Source organism: Paraburkholderia lacunae (assembly GCF_003353175.1).
Classification (GTDB): domain Bacteria; phylum Pseudomonadota; class Gammaproteobacteria; order Burkholderiales; family Burkholderiaceae; genus Paraburkholderia; species Paraburkholderia lacunae.
In genome coordinates this window covers 171,449-185,945 of record NZ_QHKS01000016.1, presented here as the reverse complement: position 1 = coordinate 185,945, position 14,497 = coordinate 171,449, and the positions used below count along the sequence as shown (strand labels likewise).

Below are 14,497 nucleotides of genomic sequence, written 5' to 3'. Positions count from 1 at the left end.
ATTCACAGGCTAAACTCAATGCCGTAGCGAGACGATTGAACGAGCGTCCGAGAAAAACCCTGAACTACGAAACGCCAGCCGAACGATTCCAGCAAACTATTGCATCCACCGGTTGAATCCGCCCACATTCATCGGACATTCATGCCCGAACGGCAAACGTTCGCAACGGATCGGGGCAGCACGGCCACGCTACCTCGAACACGGTGTGAGCGCGGTTTCGATCAAGCATGCTGATCTTCCTTGCGCTTCACGAGCCTGCCATCCCCATATTCCCGGATCACCTTCGCAATGACGACCCGGTAGCCATCCAACCAGCGGGCCTGCTTCGACTTCGCTTCGAGGTGCGTCGGATGCCTGATCAATTGCAGCAGTGCGTCTTTCGACTCCCAGTAGTAGACGTTCTGGATCAACCCGGCGCTGGCACTCTCCCAAGTCTCCTCACCCAGATACCCAGGAATTGCACGCGCGATTTCGGCGATCTTCTGGTCGAGGCGATGGAATTCCTCGTCGTACTGACCGGCCCTGAAAATGAAGGTGGAAGAGTACATAGGGCTTCCTCTGGAGATGAATGAAAGGGCACAGAGTCTAGGGCATGAAGGGCCGGGAAGATCGTCAGGCCTCTTTCCGAGCCCCTATCTGGAAGGCCATGCCAGAAGCCTGATCCCGGCAACCCCGAATACGACAGCAAGGCATCCTTCCAGAGCGCGACGGGTCCGAATGTATAGCCGGCGAACTGAGTCCATGGAAAACAGGACGGCATACCCGCTGAACACCAGGCATCCAATGACCGCACAGCCGGGAATCACGGTCCCGTAGGCAGATCCCGAGTTGTTCGGAGAGAGGGCGACAATCGAAACCCACACGAGTATGGCCTTCGGATTGGTCAGATGCAGCAACGCGCCTCGCGTGTACAGGCTCGTCAACTTCTCTGGCTGTTCCCGTTTCGGTGAGGTTGCAGCTGCAGTGGCAAGAGCAGTGCGTCCCGATTTGAAGGCCAGCCAGAGGAGGTACAGTCCACCGATAATCTTGATCGCCACGATGAAATGGGACCAGGCAATCAGCGCCGCTGATATGCCGACCGTCGCTACCGTCGCCCAGAACATCGACCCTGAAATGACGCCCAGCGCGAACGCCAACGCCGCCTTCCGGCCGTGATTGGCCGCAATGGACATGATCGCGAGATTGCTCGGTCCGGGACTTGCGGTGCCAACGAAATACGCCGTATAGGCAAGCGATAAGCTTGCTGAGAAGAAGATGTTTCCGGACATGTCTGATCTCGAAGTGGACTGAGTCCCAGGATTGTTGATGGCAGCGCGCATTCGCCACAATCAGGCGCCTAACATCCTGCCGAGCTCATTGCTGGGAGCGGATCGTTCTATTCCAGCTTCTTCGCAGCGTGAGCGAGCATCGCTTCGCCAATTGGGGAGTTGCCGCGCGCAGTGAGCGCTTCCCCGGCGCCTCGAATATCCCGCTCTTCCTTGTTCTGGCCAAGCTTGCTCTTGCCGACCAGACGCGTGATGTCAATTTGCAGACCGACGATCGAACCGAGCATGGTATCGATATAGTCCTTCGGTGCGTCGGCCATTTTCCAGGGCAGGGGTTGCGACGCCTCATGCGTGCGGGTCAGCCGGCCGACCAGGCCGCGCACGTAGCGCTCGTCGTCGTGAACGGAGATGCGTCCGTACGCGTGGACAACGATGTAATTCCAGGTCGGCACCTGCTTGTGGAATTCGTGTTTGCTCGGGTACCAGTTTGGGGAGATATAGGCATCTCCTGCGCGAAAGACCACGAGGACCTCGTCGCCGTTCGAGACGTCCTGCCATACCGGATTCGCGCGCGCGACATGCGCGCGCAGCGCGCCCAACTCGCCTTCTCCTGCCGCCAGTTCAAACGGAAGGTGGTTGGCGTCCAGCCCGCTCCTCCCATGCGTGATCAAAGTGCCGAACGGATGCTGTGCGACGTGCGCATGCAGGTTTTCGAGGCGAGGTTCATTGAAATGGGCTGGTACGTACATGTCTATTCCACGGAGGTGTCGAAGGTCACCGGTTCGAATTTCATCTGGACGCATTGTGACGCAAAACTGGTTTATGCTACAGGTCCAGTTTCGACAAATTTTGTAGGACCAGAATCGTGGCAAGAACGGCCGGGATGGCTGAAATTCCGTCAATCGGCATGCTGGACCGGGCAGCCGGTAACCTGAGCCGTCAAGTGGCGCAGGCGTTGCGAGAGGCGGTACGCAAAGGGGATATCCGGCCCGGCGATGCGTTGCCGTCCACGCGATTGCTGGCAGCGTCGCTGGACATCGCGCGCGGCACGGTGATAGAGGCATATGAGCAGTTGATTGCCGAAGGCTTCTTGGAATCGAAAGGTCGCGCGGCCACACGGGTTGCTCAAGCGCTTGCCGAGCCGCAACAGACACGCGAACCAGGTACGGCACGCCAGCGGATGACCCGGACTGGCTTGCCAGAGCCAGCGGCAGTGTTCGCGCAGATCGCACAGGAGTTCAGGCCGCTTCCACCGGTGCCGTTTGCGATATCCGTCCCTCTCGGTTTGACTGCGCCCGCCGACATCTGGCGTCGGCTCGGCAACCGCCTGCGCGCGAAGGGGCCCGGCGCGCCGGCCGGTTACGCCGATCCGCTTGGGGCGTTACCGCTCCGGGAAGCGATCGCCGGCTACGTGCGCAAGTCACGTTCGGTGCGTTGCGAACCCGGTCAGGTCATCGTGACCAGTGGAACACAGCAGGGACTCTTTCTCGCATGTCAGGTGTTGCTGGCTTCGCGTGATCAAGCGTGGGTCGAAAACCCGGCGTACCGCGGCGTAACGGCCATACTCGAGAGCATGGGCCATCGCGATACGATGATTCGCGTACCGGTCGACGCCGAAGGCATCGATGTCGAAGCAGGAATTCGGATGGCGCCTCACGCGCGTGCCGCCTTCGTCACGCCGTCGCATCAGTATCCGTTGGGCATGCCGATGAGCATGGCCCGGCGCAACGCGTTGCTGGCGTGGGCGCGCGCCAGCAACGCATGGGTCGTCGAAGACGACTACGATAGCGAACTCCGATACCAGGGCTATCCGTTTCCGTCGCTTCAGGGATTGGCCCCGGATCGGGTCGTTTATCTTGGCACGTTTAGCAAGATCCTGTTTCCGTCGTTGCGGTTGGGCTACGTGATCGTTCCCGATGATCTGGTCGATGCTTTTTGCGGCGCGCGTGTGCTGATGGACCGTCATCCGCCGAACGCCGACCAGCATGTGCTGGCGGCCTTCATGGCGGAGGGCCATCTGGAGCGCCACATTCGCAGAGTTCGCAATGTGTACTCGGGTCATCGAGTCCAGTTGATAGAGACGCTCGACGCGTTGCTCCCCAAGGATTTGGCATGGCTGGAACCAGGCGACCAGGGCATGCACGTTATCCTTTGGCTGGCGGAAGGCATGGACGATCGCAAAGTGGTCGAGCTGGCCGCTGGGGCCGGAGTCGCTGTGCGTCCTGTATCGCCGATGTTCGCGCCTGGCACGGAGCGGCCCGGCCTGGTCCTCGGATTCGGGGGCTTTAGCAACGCGCAAATGAAAGCGGCTGCGCTACGTCTTGCCTCGGTTATTGCCGAAGTGACGAAGTCCCTCAAACGAAAACACGCTGCTACACGAAGACCATCCATGCGGAATGGCAGAAATTGACAGCAAAGCGGCCACCACCATTGACACGCCGAATGGCCGGAGAGGGGTCCGACGCACGAAGCTCGCCGTGAAGGCGTGGCGACTTTCCTTACGCGAAGGCCGCCCGGCGCGGCGCCGAAGCCGGTGCAAACGGCGTGCCGCCGCTAGAGTCGGCGTCGGCCACCTGGAAGGCCGCGGCCGCACGTTGCAGGCTCATCGCCTGTTCCTTCAGCGACTGCGCCGCAGCCGCTGCCTGCTCGACGAGCGCCGCGTTCTGCTGCGTCATGCTGTCCATCTGCGTGACCGCGAGATTCACCTGGTCGATGCCGGCGCTTTGCTCCGTCGCTGCCACCGCGATTTCCTGCACGACGCCGGTCACGCGCATGATCGCGTCGCGTGCCTCGTCGATCGTCGAGCCGGTGTTTTCGACCAGCATCGCGCCGTTGCCGACGCTGCCCACCGCATGACTGATCAGCTCGCGAATTTCCTTCGCCGCGGTTGCGCTACGCTGCGCGAGGCTGCGCACCTCGCTCGCGACGACCGCGAAGCCGCGGCCCTGCTCACCCGCGCGTGCCGCTTCAACCGCCGCATTCAGCGCGAGGATGTTGGTTTGAAACGCGATGCCCTCGATCGTCGCGATGATCTCGACCATGCGGCTCGATTCGCTCGAAATGCCCTTCATCGCGGTGACGGCCTGCGTGATCATGTCGCCGCCGCGGTTCGCGATCTTCGCGGCGCCGGCGGCAAGCTCGCTGGCGGTGCGCGCGTTGTCGGCGGTCTGGCGGACCATCGCCGTCATCTGTTCCATGCTCGACGCCGTTTCCTGCAACGACGCCGCCTGGCTCTCGGTGCGCGACGACAGGTCCGCATTGCCGATCGCAATCTCGTTCGCGCCGCATGCAACGTTGTCGGACGCATGCTTGATCTGGCAGATGGTGCCCGTCAGCGCGTCGCGCATCCGCTGCATCACGTGCAACAGGCTCGACGTGTCGCCGTCGCGCGTGCGGATCGCCACCGTCAGGTCGCCCGATGCGATCGCATCCGCCACGTTTGCCGCGTAGGCAGGATCGCCGCCGACAGTGCGCGCGATGCTGCGGTTCGTCACCGCGACGAGCGTCACGAGCACCGCCGACACCGCCATGAAGATCGCGCCGATCAACCACAGCGACGCCATGAACGCAGCGTCGATGTCGTCGACATAGGCGCCGGTCGCGATGATCCAGTCCCACGGCGCATAGCGCACCACGTAGCCGATCTTGCCGACGGCCTGCGCCGACGCCGCACCCGGATGCGGGAACACGTAGTCGACGAAACCGCCATCCGGCGCCTGTGCGGCCGACGCGAACGTCACGTAGTGGTGACGGCCATCGGCATCGGCGGTGCCCGCGAGATCCTTGCCTTCGAGCGCCGGCTTGATCGGATGCATCACCATCTGCGGTTTCGAGTCGATCACGAGGAAGTAGCCGTCTTCGCCGTAGCGGACGCCGCGCAGGCGCTCGAGTGCCTGCTTGCGGGCATCCGCTTCCGGCAGCGCACCGCTTTGCGCCAGCGCCGCATACTCCGTCACGATACTGAGCCCGACGTGCGCGACGTTCGTGAGGTCGTGCTTACGTTCCTCGATGCGCGTCTCGCGCGACTGCCACGCCGCCGATACCGAGACGGCGAGCAACGCGACGAGGCTGATGATCAGCGGCAGCCACAGCTTCTGGGTAAAACTGAGCTTGTGCATCCTGAGTCCTCTGGTAAACGAATGGAACTCGCGCAGGGCTGCCGTGCGAAGTGGCACGTGAATGAGCGCGCCGGGTGGCGCCGATGAACTGTCCGGCGGCCGTCCAGGTGGTTCCTGCCCGACTTATCGGCGGATACAAGCGAAAGTTTTATCCTGTGAAACCCTCGGTTAACACCTTACCGGTTCTTCCACCCCTGCTTCGCGCAGAAAATGCGTGATCGTTTCCTCGATCACCGACCTGGCGAGACCCTGCACAATGAACACGAGCCGTGTCGTGTGATCGTCGTCAGGCCAGGCTTCAAGCCGCAACGGTTCATGCAGCAACTGCTGGTCGCCATGGATCGCCGGCAACGATGTCGGCGCGATGGTGGCCTACAGTTTTGCCGCCAACTACCCAGAGGCGGCGCGTAAGCTGGTGATGATGGACACGCCGCATCCCTTCGCGGTATTCGAGCAGATCCCACTGCTTCCGGCACCGGGCACCTACGATCTGGAGAATCCGGCGCGTGCGGTGCATCCGTGGTGGTTTGCCATCAACCAGATTCCCAGACTGTCGGAACGAGTGTTCGCGGACCTTCGACTACAGGAAGTGCCGGCGCGCAATTGACAAGCTGATCCACATGCTTTGCTGAGCAGGATTTGACAATGGCGCGGAAACTTACGCACCGTGTAGTGGCAAATAATTTCTTCGCATCTATACTTCTTTCCGCCTGAAAGCAGCACCTCTCCCAATCTGCATCACAAGCAAAAGGAAGGATCACGATGCTGACTCGCACACTCGGTGCAATCTCCGCGATTACGCTAGCCGCCTGCGCGGCCTTTTCAGCCGGACCCGCCAACGCGGACGACAGCGATGGTTCCGCGCAAGGCGACGGTGGTTCGCGCGGCCGGCCGGTCAAGGTGATGATCATTTCGATGTTCGGGCCGGAGGGCCAGGTATGGCTCGACCGCCTTGGGCCTTGGCGTGATATTCCGGTCGACGGCTTGTCGCCGGATTACCCGATGGTTCATTGCAATAAGCAGGACGTGTGCGTGATGACGACGGGCATGGGGCACAGCAATGCCGCCGCGTCGATCATGGCTTTGACTTTCTCGCCGCGATTCGATTTGCGGCATACGTATTTCATGGTGGCGGGGATCGCCGGGATCGATCCTGGGCAAGGGACGCTGGGGTCCGCCGCGTGGGCGAAGTATCTGGTCGACTTTGGGATTCAGTGGGAGATCGACGGGCGGGAGATTCCGTCCGGCTGGAATACGGGCTACCTCGGGATCAATACCAAGAGTCCTGCCGATAAGCCGCCGCTTGATTACCGGACCGAGGTGTTCCAGCTGAATACCCAGCTTGCCGACACGGCTTTTGCCTTGTCCCGGAGTGTCGCGTTGGCTGACAACGCGCAAGCTCAGGCCGCGCGGGCCAAGTATTCCTATGCGCCGGCCAATCGGCCGCCAGCAGTCATTCAATGCGACACGCTTGCCGGGGATACCTGGTGGTCGGGGACTTTGCTTGGTCAGCGAGCCCGGGATTGGACAAAGATTCTGACCGACAACAAAGGGGTTTATTGCACTACGCAGCAGGAGGATAACGCGACCTACGAGGCGCTCAAGCGCGCGGCTTCTGTGCATAAGGTCGACCTGAACCGGGTTGCCGTGGTGCGGGCCGGGTCCGATTTTGATCGGCCGTACGATGGGCAGTCTAGTGCGGATAATCTGCTTAACTATGCCGCGCAAGGGGGCTTTACCATCGCTATCGAAAATCTGTACCGCTCCGGCAATCCGCTTGTGCAGGATATTGCCACTCATTGGGGCGAGTGGAAGAACGGGGTTCCGCAGCGGTAGTTTTCTTGCGCTTATCTGCCAGCGCGGCGCCACAGGCGCACAGACATACAGCGCCGCGCAGGCAGAAAACTCTTACTTCCGAGGTGCCCGGTACGGCGTCCACACCGCCGCGTCAGTATCCCAGTGATCAAGTTCAGATGGCGTCATGATGAGCTCCTTTTTGAAGAGTGCCTATCCGCCGCCGCAATGCCCACTTCTTTTGGAAACCGAACAGTTGCGGCGCGGTAGCCTTGTTACTGACCGCCCGCGACGCGAGTCACATCGCCGCTCGTGCCTTCCTGCAGCGCAAGACGCGCGGCTTGCGTCTGGCCGACCAAGCCTTTGTTCGGGTAAGTAGTCCGGTTCAACGAAGGCAACGACCCATCGCGATACGCAGCGACCAGTTCGGCTTGCACTTCAGCGCGCGTCTTGCTGCTCGTACTCGGCGTGGGTTGCGTTTCATAGGTGCCGGCACGGCCAATGCCGCCGCTGCTGCTTTGTGCAAACACGGGTGCGCTCGCGAGCAGCGAAAGAGCAAGACCTGCTATGAGTTGGCGTTTCATGATTCACTCCTGTCCATTCGTTTGCAGCACGAGGAGCGCTGCGACAGGGTGAAATGTAGGCTCAGACGTGGGGTGGATAAATCGCACTTTCGCGAAATGAATTGTCGCGATATCGGAACAATCACGGCAACTCAAGCAATCGCGGCATTAGAGCCGCGATTGAAATTCACTGTTTCAACTGCTGTACTTCAAATCAACGCGAATCACGCTACCCACTCCGTTATCACCGGCGTATCGAGCGTCGGAGCTGATTCGCGCTCTTCCAAAGTACGCTTCGTGCACATCGTGTCGAGCGCGCCGTGACCGCTCAACAACGGGCAGCGATCGAACAACTCGGCAACCCAGTCTACGAAAACCCGGACTTTCGGCGACAGATGCCGACTGTGCGGATAGACTGCGGAAATTGGCATCGGCAAAGGTTTCAGTTCCGGTAGCACTTCAACGAGCTGGCCCGAACGCAGATGCGGCCGCACCATGAAGAGCGGCGCCTGAATCAGGCCGAAGCCTTCCAGTCCGCACGTTACGTAGGCATCGGCGTCGTTCACCGACACGATGCTCTTCATCTTCACGTCAACTTCTTTGCCATCAACCAGGAACGCCCAATCAAGCGTGCGCCCCGTGCGGCTCGAAAAGTAATTGACTGCTTTGTGATTGTCCAGGTCTTCGAGCGAGGCCGGCATGCCCGCGCGCTCGAGGTAGTCCGGCGACGCGCAGGTCACGCCTTCGAACAAACCGATACGCCGCGCCACCAGCGACGAATCCTGCAGCGCGCCCACCCGTACAACGCAATCGACGCCTTCCTGCAACAGATCGACTGGCCGGTCCGTCAGTCCGAGCTGCAAGTCGATGTCCGGGTAGCGCGTGTGAAATTCACATAGCGCAGGAATCACCAGCAGGCGGCCAATCGAGCCGGGCATGTCGATGCGCAGTTTGCCGTGCGGCTTCTTGTTGCCGCTCTGGAAACTGGCCTCGGTCTCCTCGACGTCCGCGAGAATGCGCACGCAGCGCTCGTAGTACGCCGCGCCGTCCGGCGTCAGCGACAAACGGCGCGTGGTCCGGTGCATCAGACGCGTGCCGAGGAACGCTTCGAGATTCTGAATGATGGTGGTGACCGATGCGCGTGGCAGATCGAGCGTTTCCGCCGCACGGGTAAAGCTGTTGGTGTCGACGACACGTGTGAACACTTGCATGGCCTGAAGCCGGTCCATTGCAAACCTCCAGAAGGGGCGGGCGCTCTGAGCAGTCACCGAATCCGCAGAGCAATCGGGTTCGATTGTTCAGAGACACCGAATTGTGTTGCCGGATTATAGGCATTTATTTACGAGTCTGCCGAACCCACAATTCGCACCATTGAAGTTCTTTGCGCATTGCGCGGCTCGACATGGATGCATTTAAACCGTCGTACTCGTTTGTGCCCGCGGGCAACAACCCGGCAGAGGCCACCAGCACGGCACTTGACGTCACTGACGTACAGATCGAAGGACACGCACAAGACATTACGTTGCGTTTGTACAGGCAGGCGCAGAAAACCGCACTGCCCGTACTGCTTTATTTCCACGGCGGCGGTTTTACGAAGGGCTCGATCGATCAGGCCGAGTTCGCCGCGCGCTATTTCGCAGAACACTTACCGGCGCTGGTGGTGTCGGTCGGTTACTCGCTGGCGCCGCAGTTTCCGTTTCCCGCAGCGCCCGAGGATGCACATCGCGCGGCGCTGTGGGTGCAGGCCCGGGCGCGTGCGTTCGGCGGCAACAGCAGGAAGGTCGGCGTGGCGGGCCACGATGCGGGCGGGCAATTGGCCAACTGCCTCGCATTCATCGCGCGCGATCGCGGCGACGTGCAGATCGCCGCACAAGCGCTGTTCGGACCGATGCTCGATCCGAGCCTGACGCGCCTCGGCGACGAAAAGCGCCTCGGCTCGGACATTACCGCGAAGGAATGCGCGGCGTGCTATCGCGCGTATCTGCCGCAAGCGTCGCAACGCATGCATCCGTATGCCGCGCCGCTCGAATCGTCGCGCCTCGCGGGCCTGCCGGCCACGCTGATCGCGACGGCGCAAAACGACGTGCTGCATGTGGAAGCGGAGAAATACGCGAGCAGTTTGATCGACGCCGGCGTGCTGACCCAGGTGGTCCGCTATCCGAGCGTCTCACACGCCGCGCTGGCCGACCATCCGGCCGCCTTGCAGGAAGCGGTGCGATTTTTTCAGTGGCGCTTCGACGCGCGCGCCCATCGCTGAGACACAAACAAGCAGAACTTTAATCAACGACACTGGGAGCTTTTCATGACTATCCTTCCTCTTTCCCGTCGCCGTCTGGCGATTGCCGTTCTAGCCGTCGCCGTGGTGGCAGGGCTGGGCACGTTCGGCGCGATCCGCGTCGATGCGAGTTCGCCCGCGGCGCCCACCATCGTGCCGGAAGTCGATGTCGCCACGGTGGTGCAAAAGACCATCACCGATTGGCAGAGCTACTCGGGCCGCCTCGAAGCGGTCGAGAAAGTGGACGTGCGTTCGCAGGTGCCGGGCACCATCGTGTCCGTCAACTTCAAGGACGGCGCGCTCGTGAACAAGGGCGACACGCTGTTCGTGATCGACCCGCGTCCGTACGCGGCCGAGGTGGATCGCACCGAAGCGCAACTGGCGGCCGCTCAGGCGCGCACGGGCTACACGCAAAGCGACTGGGAGCGCGCGCAGCGCCTGATCGCCGACAACGCGATCGCCAAGCGCGACTACGACGAGAAGCAGAACGCCGCGCGCGAAGCGAGCGCCAACCTGAAGGCCGCGCAAGCTGCCGTCGAAACCGCGCGCATCAATCTCGGCTATACGAAGATCGTGGCGCCTGTCTCGGGCCGCGTGTCGCGTGCGGAGATCACGGTAGGCAACGTGGTGTCGGCGGGCGCGAGCTCGACGCCGCTGACCACGCTGGTGTCGGTCTCGCCGATCTACGCTTCGTTCGATGCCGACGAACAAACTTACCTGCAATACCTGAAGCGCGCGAAGGACGGCGGCAAGGTGCCGGTCGAGCTGGGTCTCGCGGATGAAAGTGGCTACTCGCGCAGCGGCACGATCGAATCGGTGGACAACCGGCTCGACACGTCGTCCGGCACCATTCGCGTGCGTGCGCGCTTCGATAACCGGGACGGCGCATTGATCCCGGGTTTGTATGCGCGCGTGAAGGTCGGCGGCAGCGAGCCGCATCCGGCTCTGCTGATCGACGACGCGGCAGTGGGCACCGATCAGGACAAGAAGTTCGTGCTGGTGGTCGACAAGAATAGCCACGTCGCGTACCGCGAAGTGTCGCTGGGCGACATGCAGGGCAATATGCGCGTCGTCAAGGGCGGCTTGCAGGTCACCGACCGGATCGTCGTGAACGGGGTCCAGCGGGTGCGTCCGGGCGACGCGGTGCGCGCTCACATGGTGCCGATGGACGCCGATCAGGATCCGAACAGCGCGCCGCTCGCGCAAACGCGGGCGAAGGCAGACAAGAATTCGTGAGCCTCGTGCGCCGCGTTTTCATTGCGTGCGCCGGCTCCTACGTTGAGAGCTTCCAATGAACATATCCAAATTCTTCATCGATCGGCCAATCTTTGCCGGCGTGCTATCGGTCGTGATCCTGCTGGCGGGCATCATTTCGCTCTTCAAGCTGCCGATCTCCGAGTACCCGGAAGTCGTGCCGCCTTCGGTGGTGGTCCATGCGCAGTATCCGGGCGCGAATCCGAAGGTGATCGCGGAAGCGGTGGCCTCGCCGCTCGAAGAGCAGATCAACGGCGTCGAGAACATGCTGTACATGCAGTCGCAAGCCAATAGCGACGGCAACCTGACGCTGACGGTGACCTTCAAGCTCGGCACCAATCCGGACCTCGCGACGCAGCTGGTGCAGAACCGCGTCAATCAGGCGCTGCCGCGTCTGCCGGAAGACGTGCAGCGTCTCGGCATCACGACCATCAAGAGCTCGCCGACGCTGACCATGGTGGTCCACCTGATCTCGCCGAACAACCGCTACGACATGACGTATCTGCGCAATTACGCGCTGCTGAACGTCAAGGACCGGCTCGCGCGGATTCAGGGCGTGGGTGAAGTGCAGTTGTGGGGCTCGGGCGACTACGCGATGCGTGTATGGCTCGATCCGCAGAAAGTGGCGCAACGCGGTTTGACGGCGACCGAAGTGGTCAACGCGATCCGCGAGCAGAACATTCAGGTGGCAGCCGGTGTGATCGGCGCATCGCCTTCGGTGCCGGGCACGCAATTGCAGTTGTCGGTGAACGCGCGCGGCCGTCTGAAGACCGAGGGTGAATTCGGCGACATCATCGTCAAGACCGCGCCGGATGGCGGTGTGACGTACCTGCGCGACATCGCGCGTATCGAACTGGCGGCGTCGGAATACGGCTTGCGTTCGCTGCTCGACAACAAACCGGCTGTGGCGCTGGCCATCAACCAGGCGCCGGGGGCGAACTCGCTCGCGATTTCCGACCAGGTGCGTTCCGCGATGAAGGAACTCGCGGAAGACATGCCGGCGGGCGTCGAGTACAAGATCGTCTACGACCCGACGCAGTTCGTGCGTTCGAGTATCGAGGCGGTGATCCATACGCTGCTCGAAGCGATCGCGCTGGTGGTGATCGTGGTGATCGTGTTCCTGCAAACGTGGCGCGCGTCGATCATTCCGTTGATCGCGGTGCCGGTGTCGATTGTCGGGACCTTCTCGTTACTGCTCGCGTTCGGCTTCTCGATCAATGCGTTGTCGTTGTTCGGCATGGTGCTGGCGATCGGGATCGTGGTGGACGATGCGATCGTGGTGGTGGAGAACGTCGAGCGGAATATCGAAAGCGGCCTCAGTGCGCGTGACGCGACCTATAAGGCCATGCAGGAAGTGAGCGGGCCGATTATCGCCATCGCGCTGACGCTGGTCGCCGTGTTCGTGCCGCTCGCTTTCATGAGCGGTTTGACGGGCCAGTTCTACAAGCAGTTTGCGATGACCATCGCGATCTCGACGGTGATCTCGGCATTCAACTCGCTGACCTTGTCGCCGGCTTTGTCCGCGATGCTGCTGCGCAGTCATGGCGCGAAGGAAGACCTCCTGACGCGTGTGATGAATCGCGTGCTGGGCCGCTTCTTCAAGGGCTTCAACAAGGTGTTCCATCGCGGCTCGACCGAATATGGCCGCGGCGTGACCGGCGTGCTGCGCCGTAAGGGCGCGATGCTCGTCGTGTACGCGATTCTGCTGGGCGCAGCCGTGCTGATCTCGCGCGTCGTGCCGGGCGGCTTCGTGCCGGCGCAGGACAAGGAATACCTGATTGCATTCGCACAGTTGCCGAACGGCGCGTCGTTGGATCGCACGGAGAAAGTGATCCGCGATATGAGCGCGATCGCGCTGAAGCAGCCGGGCGTGGAAAGCGCGGTGGCGTTCCCGGGTTTGTCGGTGAACGGCTTCACCAATAGTTCGAGCGCGGGGATCGTGTTCGTCACCTTGAAGCCTTTCAAGGATCGCGGCAGCAAGAAGCTCGCGGCCGGTGCGATTGCCGGCGCGTTGAACCAGCAGTACGGCGCGATCAAGGATTCGTTCGTGGCGGTGTTCCCGCCGCCTCCGGTGCTCGGTCTCGGCACGCTCGGCGGCTTCAAGCTGCAGTTGGAGGATCACGGCGCGGTCGGTTATGCGGAGTTGAACAAGGCTGCCCAGGCGTTCGTGAAGAAGGCCGCGCAGACGCCTGAACTCGGCCCGACCTTCTCCAGCTATCAGATCAATGTGCCGCAGTTGAACGTCGATCTGGACCGCGTGAAGGCCAAGCAGCTCGGCGTGCCGGTCACGGACGTGTTCAACACGATGCAGATCTATCTGGGCTCGCTGTATGTGAACGACTTCAACCGCTTCGGTCGCGTTTATCAGGTGCGGGTGCAGGCGGACGCGCCGTTCCGCCAACGTGCCGACGACATCCTGCAGCTGAAGACACGTAACGCGGCGGGTGACATGGTGCCGTTGTCGTCGCTGGTGACGGTCACGCCTACGTATGGTCCGGAGATGGTGGTGCGTTACAACGGCTATACCGCCGCCGACATCAACGGCGGGCCAGCGCCGGGCTTCTCGTCCGGACAGGCTCAGGCCGCCGCGGAACGCGTCGCGGCGCAAACCTTGCCGCATGGCGTGAAGCTGGAATGGACCGACCTGACGTATCAGCAGATCATCGCCGGCAATGCGGGGCTGTGGGTGTTCCCGATCAGCGTGCTGCTCGTGTTCCTCGTGCTGGCCGCACTGTATGAAAGTCTGACGCTGCCGCTCGCGGTGATCATGATCGTGCCGATGAGCGTGCTGTCCGCGCTGACCGGCGTGTGGCTCACGCACGGTGACAACAACATCTTCACGCAGATCGGCTTGATGGTGCTGGTGGGGCTGTCCGCGAAGAACGCGATTCTGATCGTCGAGTTCGCTCGCGAACTCGAGCATGACGGGCATACGCCGCTGTCGGCGGCCATCGAGGCCAGCCGCTTGCGCCTGCGCCCGATTCTGATGACGTCGATCGCTTTCATCATGGGTGTGGTGCCGCTCGTGATCTCGAGCGGGGCCGGCTCGGAGATGCGTCATGCGATGGGTATCGCCGTGTTCTTCGGCATGCTCGGCGTGACCTTGTTCGGCCTGATGCTGACCCCTGTGTTCTATGTGGTGCTGCGTACGCTGGCGGGCGGGACGATCCACGTCGCGCAGAAAGACTCGCCGCACTACGCGTTGCCGGTGACGGATGCCTGAGGAGA

13 protein-coding genes and 1 pseudogene are annotated in these 14,497 nt (G+C 61.9%); 7 read left to right on the top strand and 7 right to left on the bottom strand.

Going from position 1 to position 14,497, the window contains the following annotated elements; translation table 11 throughout:
• Positions 1-116, top strand: a pseudogene (locus DLM46_RS24130) (IS30 family transposase); the annotation flags it as partial.
• 105 nt (positions 117-221) lie between these two features.
• On the opposite strand, the gene DLM46_RS24125 reads toward DLM46_RS24130, so the two are convergent.
• The 3 genes from DLM46_RS24125 to DLM46_RS24115 form a co-directional block, all read right to left on the bottom strand.
• Positions 222-548: an antibiotic biosynthesis monooxygenase family protein gene (locus DLM46_RS24125; protein WP_115104605.1), complete on the bottom strand. Its 327-nt coding sequence runs from the start codon at positions 546-548 to the stop codon at positions 222-224.
• 84 nt (positions 549-632) lie between these two features.
• Entirely contained in the window at positions 633-1,268 is a 636-nt protein-coding gene (locus DLM46_RS24120) for a LysE family translocator (RefSeq protein WP_115104602.1), read from the bottom strand.
• A 107-nt stretch (positions 1,269-1,375) separates the two neighbouring features.
• Positions 1,376-2,014 carry an FMN-binding negative transcriptional regulator gene (locus tag DLM46_RS24115; protein ID WP_115104600.1) on the bottom strand — a complete coding sequence of 213 codons (639 nt, stop codon included), beginning with the start codon at positions 2,012-2,014 and terminating at the stop codon, positions 1,376-1,378.
• Positions 2,015-2,130: 116 nt separating this feature from the next.
• On the opposite strand from DLM46_RS24115, the gene pdxR reads away from it, so the two are divergent.
• A complete protein-coding gene (gene pdxR / locus DLM46_RS24110) occupies positions 2,131-3,675 on the top strand; it encodes a MocR-like pyridoxine biosynthesis transcription factor PdxR (RefSeq protein ID WP_115104598.1) in 1,545 nt (514 codons plus the stop codon).
• A gap of 88 nt (positions 3,676-3,763) precedes the next feature.
• On the opposite strand, the gene DLM46_RS24105 is transcribed toward pdxR, so the two are convergent.
• Both DLM46_RS24105 and DLM46_RS24100 read right to left on the bottom strand, forming a co-directional pair.
• Positions 3,764-5,383, bottom strand: coding sequence for a methyl-accepting chemotaxis protein (locus DLM46_RS24105; protein ID WP_115104596.1), 1,620 nt, complete (start codon positions 5,381-5,383; stop codon positions 3,764-3,766).
• Positions 5,384-5,551: 168 nt separating this feature from the next.
• Positions 5,552-5,734, bottom strand: coding sequence for a CobW C-terminal domain-containing protein (locus DLM46_RS24100; RefSeq protein WP_244306348.1), 183 nt, complete (start codon positions 5,732-5,734; stop codon positions 5,552-5,554).
• Between the two features lie 13 nt (positions 5,735-5,747).
• Here DLM46_RS24100 and DLM46_RS24095 point away from each other — a divergent pair, with 13 nt between their 5' ends.
• Together DLM46_RS24095 and DLM46_RS24090 are read left to right on the top strand one after the other, a co-directional pair.
• Positions 5,748-5,990, top strand: coding sequence for a hypothetical protein (locus tag DLM46_RS24095; protein WP_115104592.1), 243 nt, complete (start codon positions 5,748-5,750; stop codon positions 5,988-5,990).
• A 155-nt stretch (positions 5,991-6,145) separates the two neighbouring features.
• Positions 6,146-7,219, top strand: coding sequence for a purine-nucleoside phosphorylase (locus DLM46_RS24090; RefSeq protein ID WP_115104590.1), 1,074 nt, complete (start codon positions 6,146-6,148; stop codon positions 7,217-7,219).
• Between the two features lie 233 nt (positions 7,220-7,452).
• On the opposite strand, the gene DLM46_RS24085 is transcribed toward DLM46_RS24090, so the two are convergent.
• Both DLM46_RS24085 and DLM46_RS24080 read right to left on the bottom strand, forming a co-directional pair.
• Positions 7,453-7,761 (bottom strand): DUF4148 domain-containing protein, encoded by a 309-nt coding sequence (locus DLM46_RS24085; protein ID WP_115104587.1) that lies wholly within the window; start codon positions 7,759-7,761, stop codon positions 7,453-7,455.
• Positions 7,762-7,964: 203 nt separating this feature from the next.
• Complete coding sequence (locus DLM46_RS24080) at positions 7,965-8,969, bottom strand: LysR family transcriptional regulator (RefSeq protein WP_115104584.1); 1,005 nt, start codon at positions 8,967-8,969, stop codon at positions 7,965-7,967.
• A 173-nt stretch (positions 8,970-9,142) separates the two neighbouring features.
• Between DLM46_RS24080 and DLM46_RS24075 the strand changes: the two genes are divergently transcribed.
• The 3 genes from DLM46_RS24075 to DLM46_RS24065 are packed head-to-tail and all read left to right on the top strand — an operon-like array spanning position 9,143 to position 14,492.
• A complete protein-coding gene (locus tag DLM46_RS24075; protein ID WP_115104582.1) occupies positions 9,143-9,997 on the top strand; it encodes an alpha/beta hydrolase in 855 nt (284 codons plus the stop codon).
• 45 nt (positions 9,998-10,042) lie between these two features.
• Complete coding sequence (locus DLM46_RS24070; RefSeq protein WP_115104579.1) at positions 10,043-11,251, top strand: efflux RND transporter periplasmic adaptor subunit; 1,209 nt, start codon at positions 10,043-10,045, stop codon at positions 11,249-11,251.
• A 55-nt stretch (positions 11,252-11,306) separates the two neighbouring features.
• Complete coding sequence (locus tag DLM46_RS24065; RefSeq protein WP_115104577.1) at positions 11,307-14,492, top strand: efflux RND transporter permease subunit; 3,186 nt, start codon at positions 11,307-11,309, stop codon at positions 14,490-14,492.
• Positions 14,493-14,497: the final 5 nt, after the last annotated feature.

Bases quoted from the DNA above. Each gene is read 5' to 3' on its own strand.
- DLM46_RS24125 (WP_115104605.1), bottom strand. From the start codon at position 548: ATGTACTCTTCCACCTTCATTTTCAGGGCCGGTCAGTACGACGAGGAA.
- DLM46_RS24120 (WP_115104602.1), bottom strand. From the start codon at position 1,268: ATGTCCGGAAACATCTTCTTCTCAGCAAGCTTATCGCTTGCCTATACG.
- DLM46_RS24115 (WP_115104600.1), bottom strand. From the start codon at position 2,014: ATGTACGTACCAGCCCATTTCAATGAACCTCGCCTCGAAAACCTGCAT.
- DLM46_RS24105 (WP_115104596.1), bottom strand. From the start codon at position 5,383: ATGCACAAGCTCAGTTTTACCCAGAAGCTGTGGCTGCCGCTGATCATC.
- DLM46_RS24095 (WP_115104592.1), top strand. From the start codon at position 5,748: ATGGTGGCCTACAGTTTTGCCGCCAACTACCCAGAGGCGGCGCGTAAG.
- DLM46_RS24090 (WP_115104590.1), top strand. From the start codon at position 6,146: ATGCTGACTCGCACACTCGGTGCAATCTCCGCGATTACGCTAGCCGCC.
- DLM46_RS24085 (WP_115104587.1), bottom strand. From the start codon at position 7,761: ATGAAACGCCAACTCATAGCAGGTCTTGCTCTTTCGCTGCTCGCGAGC.
- DLM46_RS24080 (WP_115104584.1), bottom strand. From the start codon at position 8,969: ATGGACCGGCTTCAGGCCATGCAAGTGTTCACACGTGTCGTCGACACC.
- DLM46_RS24075 (WP_115104582.1), top strand. From the start codon at position 9,143: ATGGATGCATTTAAACCGTCGTACTCGTTTGTGCCCGCGGGCAACAAC.
- DLM46_RS24070 (WP_115104579.1), top strand. From the start codon at position 10,043: ATGACTATCCTTCCTCTTTCCCGTCGCCGTCTGGCGATTGCCGTTCTA.
- DLM46_RS24065 (WP_115104577.1), top strand. From the start codon at position 11,307: ATGAACATATCCAAATTCTTCATCGATCGGCCAATCTTTGCCGGCGTG.